Raw genomic sequence first — 4,024 nt, 5'->3', positions numbered from 1 at the left:
GGGCGCCCGTAGCTCAGTTGGATAGAGCAAGGAGCTTCTACCTCCTTGGTCGGGGGTTCGAATCCCTCCGGGCGCGCCATCCGTTACGCCTGCGGGTCGTCGCGCGCCTCGATCGCCGCGCGGGTTTCGTCCAGGGCCAGGTCGACCCGCGCCTGCATCGCGGCGGCGGCGGCATCGGCATCGCCCGCGACGATCGCGTCATGGACCCGCGCATGATCGGGGATGGGATTGCGCGGCAGCGCGCGGGCGCGCTGCTTGAAGCGCGTCGTCCAGTGGACCGCCGCGCCGATGCTGGTGCTCAGCACGATCAGCGCGTCGTTGCGCGTCGCCTGCATCAGCGCGTCGTGGAAGTCGCGGTCCGCCGCGCGCCCTTCCTCGGTGCCCAGCGTGTGGCGGCGCATCGCGGCCAGCGCATCGCCCATGCGGCGCATGTCCTCCTCGTCGCGCCGCTCGGCCGCGAGGCGCGCGGCGCCCGGCTCGATCATCGCGCGCAGTTCGAACAGGCTGCGGATCAGGCGCATGTCGGGCTCGCCCGCGAACGCCCAGCCGAGCACGTCGGGGTCGAGCAGGTTCCAGCGGCTGCGCGGCAGCACGCGCGTGCCCGCTTTCGGCCGGCTTTCGACCAGCCCCTTCGCCGCCAGCGCCTGCATCGCCTCGCGATAGGCGGCGCGCGATACGTCGAGCGCCTCCGAGAACTCGATCTCGCCCGACAGGCGGTCGCCCGGCGCGAACTCGCCGGACAGGATCGCGGTGCCCAGCCGGTGCGCGATCGCGCCGTGGAAGCGCCGGCCGGTCCCCCTTGGCGGACGCGGGGGGAATGCCCCGCCGCCCTCCGCCGGGTCTTCCTGCCTGAGGATGCGTTTCGCCTCGGGGTCGCGTGGCTCCGCCATCAAGCCGATGGCGTATCCGCCGTGGGCCGGGCGCCCCACAATGCGTAGAACAGGATGTACAGCTCGCACGCGGCGGTCAGCAGGAAGCTGTTCTGCAGGCCGTATGTGTCGGCCAGCTTGCCCTGGACGAACACCAGCGCGCCGCCGGCAATCGCCATGATCAAGAGGCCCGACCCCTCCTCGGTCAACGGGCCGAGCCCACGAATGCCGAGCGTGAAGATCGTCGGGAACATGATCGAATGGAACAGCCCGACCAGGATCAGCGCCCACATCGCGGTCGTCCCCGTGCTGAACACCGTGACGAGCATCACCACGAACGCGCCGATCGAGAAGGCGGCGAGCACCGTTTCGGCCCGTACCTTCTGCATCAGCGCCGATCCGACGAAGCGGCCGACCATCATGCCGCCCCACAGCAGGGTCAGGTAATGGCCCGCCTGCTCGGTGGTCAGGTTGGCGATGTGCGGCTGGCTGATGAAATTGACGAACAGATTGCCGACCCCGATCTCCGCGATCAGGTAGATGAAGATCGCGGGGATGCCCAAGACGAGGTTGCGATGCTTCCACAGCGAGTGGCCCTTGCGCTCCTCGCGGGCGAGGCGGCTGGTCGCGTTGCCCATGGCGGGCAGCGGGAAGCGCGCGATGACCACCGCGAGCACCACCAGCACGATCGCCACCAGCACGTAGGGCAGGATCACCGACTGCGCGTCGGCGAGCCGCTCCGCCTGCGTCAGCACCGTGCCCTGCGCCGCCGTGCCCCCCTTCGACCGGCCGAGGATGAGATAGGCGCCGAACAGCGGCGCGAGCATCGTCCCGGCCGAGTTCATCGCCTGGACGAGGTTGAGGCGCGACGACGCCGTCTCCGCCGGGCCCACGACCGCGACATACGGGTTGGCCGCCACCTGGAGCAACGTGATGCCGCTCGCGATCACGAACAGCATCGCCAGCGTGACGCCATAGGATGGTATGCTCGCCGCGACCGTCATGCCCAGCGCGCCCGCCGCCATGATGAGCAGGCCGGTCACCAGCGCCTTCTGATAGCCGATCCGCTCGATCAGCTTCGCCGACGGAATGGAGGCAAAGAAATAGGCGATGAACCAGACGCTTTCGATCAAGGTCGCCTGGAAATAGGTGAGGTCGAACACGCTGCGCAGGTGGGGCAGCAGCGTGCCGTTGATGACGGTGATGAAGCCCCACATGAAGAACAGGCTGGCCAGCAACGTCAGCGCGGACCGATAGCTGGCCCCGCCCCGCACCGCCTCGCCCCCCGCCGGGCCATGCCCGCCGGCAACCGGTAGCGCCATCACTCATCCTCCCTGGTCTGACACGGCGTCACTGTTGCACTACGCCTTTTTGTCTGACTATATGTGCGAATATCGAAGGTCAATTGCACTGCATTTGACACGATCTGGAGGGGTTTGTCATGCACCGCGTCGCCGCGCCACTGGCGTTTGTTCTTGGATGGAGCTTGGCCGTGATGGCCCCAGCGGCGACGGCCGAACGCAGCCAGTTCGGCACCCTGCCCGATGGGCGCGGGGTCGAGGTCGTGACCCTGACCAATGGCAAGGGGGTCAGTGCGCGCGTCCTGACCTATGGCGCGATCCTGCAGGCGCTGTCCGTCCCCGACCGCGCGGGCAAGGCAGCGGACATCGCGCTGGGCCACAAGGACCTTGCCGGCTACCTCAAGGCGCCCAATTATTTCGGCGCGACCGTCGGGCGCTATGCCAACCGTATTCGCGACGGCCGCTTCACGATCGACGGCAAGGGCTATCAGCTTGCCCGCAACAACGGCCCCAACGCGCGGCATGGCGGCGTCCAGGGCTTCGACAAGCGGCTCTGGACCGTGGTCGAGACCAAGGGCGATGGGAACGAGGCGCACGTCACGCTCCGCTACGTCAGCGCGGACGGCGAGGACGGCTATCCCGGACAGCTGACCGTCACCGCGACCTACAGCCTGAACGAGCGTAACGAGCTGGCGCTGACCTACAGCGCCACGACGACCAAGCCGACGATCCTCAACATCACCAACCACAGCTTCTTCAATCTCGGCGGCGAGGCGTCGCAGCACGACATCCTCGACCACGTCCTGACGATCCCGGCGGAAACGACGACGCCGGTCGACGCCAGCCTGATCCCCACCGGCCAGTTCCGGCCGGTCGCAGGCACCCCGCTCGATTTCCGCACGCCGACCGTGATCGGCCTGCGCATTCGCGACGGCCGCGACGATCAGATCGTCTTCGGCCAAGGCTATGACGAAAATTACGTGATCGCCCGGACGCCGAGCGCCGAGCCGCGCCTGCATGCGCGGCTGGAGGATCCGAAAACGGGCCGCGTGCTGGAGGTGCTGAGCGACCAGCCGGGCCTGCAACTGTACACCGGCAACTTCCTCGATGCGACCGCGATCGGCAAATCGGGCCTGGCCTATCGCCAGTCCGACGGCATCGCGCTCGAACCGCAGGTCTTCCCCGATACGCCCAACCGGCCCGAATTCGGATTTGCGCGGCTCGATCCGGGCAAGACCTACCGCAACCGCATCGTCTACCGTTTTTCCACCCGCTGACACGCGATCGAAAGCATCATGACCGAGACCCCCCGCCCCCTGCCCAAGCTTCGTTCGCGCGCCTGGTTCGATAACCCCGAGAATATCGACATGACCGCGCTCTATCTGGAGCGCTACCTCAACTTCGGGCTGAGCCTGGAGGAGTTGCAATCGGGCAAGCCGATCATCGGCATCGCGCAGACGGGATCGGACCTGTCGCCCTGCAACCGGCACCACCTCGTCCTGGCGGAGCGGATCCGCGAAGGCATCCGCGAGGCGGGCGGCATCGCGCTCGAATTCCCGGTCCACCCGATCCAAGAGACAGGCAAGCGCCCGACCGCCGGGCTCGATCGCAACCTGGCTTATCTCGGCCTGGTCGAGGCGCTGTACGGCTACCCGCTCGACGGCGTGGTGCTGACCACCGGATGCGACAAGACCACGCCGGCCTTGCTGATGGCGGCGGCGACGGTGAACATCCCGGCGATCGCGCTGTCGGTCGGCCCGATGCTAAACGGCTGGTTCAAGGGCCAGCGCACGGGCTCCGGCACGATCGTGTGGCACGCGCGCCAGATGCTGGCGACCGGCGAGATCGATGCGC

Annotated in this window: 4 protein-coding genes and 1 tRNA gene; 3 read left to right on the top strand and 2 right to left on the bottom strand. The window is 67.9% G+C overall.

The annotated features are described in order from the left end of the window. The first annotated feature begins 2 nt into the window (after positions 1 to 2). A tRNA-Arg gene (locus tag ACOJSF_RS07500) sits at positions 3 to 79 on the top strand. A gap of 4 nt (positions 80 to 83) precedes the next feature. On the opposite strand, the gene ACOJSF_RS07495 is transcribed toward ACOJSF_RS07500, so the two are convergent. Then, positions 84 to 890 (bottom strand): FadR/GntR family transcriptional regulator, encoded by an 807-nt coding sequence (locus ACOJSF_RS07495; protein ID WP_420141591.1) that lies wholly within the window; start codon positions 888 to 890, stop codon positions 84 to 86. Next, complete coding sequence (locus ACOJSF_RS07490; protein ID WP_420141590.1) at positions 890 to 2,191, bottom strand: sugar MFS transporter; 1,302 nt, start codon at positions 2,189 to 2,191, stop codon at positions 890 to 892. Before ACOJSF_RS07490 ends, ACOJSF_RS07495 begins: the two co-directional genes overlap by 1 nt. 173 nt (positions 2,192 to 2,364) lie before the next feature. On the opposite strand from ACOJSF_RS07490, the gene ACOJSF_RS07485 reads away from it, so the two are divergent. Both ACOJSF_RS07485 and ACOJSF_RS07480 read left to right on the top strand, forming a co-directional pair. Continuing rightward, positions 2,365 to 3,447, top strand: coding sequence for an aldose epimerase family protein (locus tag ACOJSF_RS07485; protein ID WP_420141589.1), 1,083 nt, complete (start codon positions 2,365 to 2,367; stop codon positions 3,445 to 3,447). Between the two features lie 18 nt (positions 3,448 to 3,465). After that, a partial coding sequence (locus tag ACOJSF_RS07480) for a dihydroxy-acid dehydratase (RefSeq protein WP_420141588.1) occupies positions 3,466 to 4,024 on the top strand: 559 nt, incomplete at its 3' end.

Source organism: Sphingomonas sp., assembly GCF_048594985.1.
Classification (GTDB): domain Bacteria; phylum Pseudomonadota; class Alphaproteobacteria; order Sphingomonadales; family Sphingomonadaceae; genus Sphingomonas_I.
This window is presented reverse-complemented; position numbering and strand designations above follow the sequence as displayed.

What these genes read in the sequence shown, in the direction of transcription:
- ACOJSF_RS07495 (WP_420141591.1), bottom strand. Translation starts at nt 890, where the DNA reads ATGGCGGAGCCACGCGACCCCGAGGCGAAACGCATCCTCAGGCAGGAA.
- ACOJSF_RS07490 (WP_420141590.1), bottom strand. Translation starts at nt 2,191, where the DNA reads ATGGCGCTACCGGTTGCCGGCGGGCATGGCCCGGCGGGGGGCGAGGCG.
- ACOJSF_RS07485 (WP_420141589.1), top strand. Translation starts at nt 2,365, where the DNA reads ATGGCCCCAGCGGCGACGGCCGAACGCAGCCAGTTCGGCACCCTGCCC.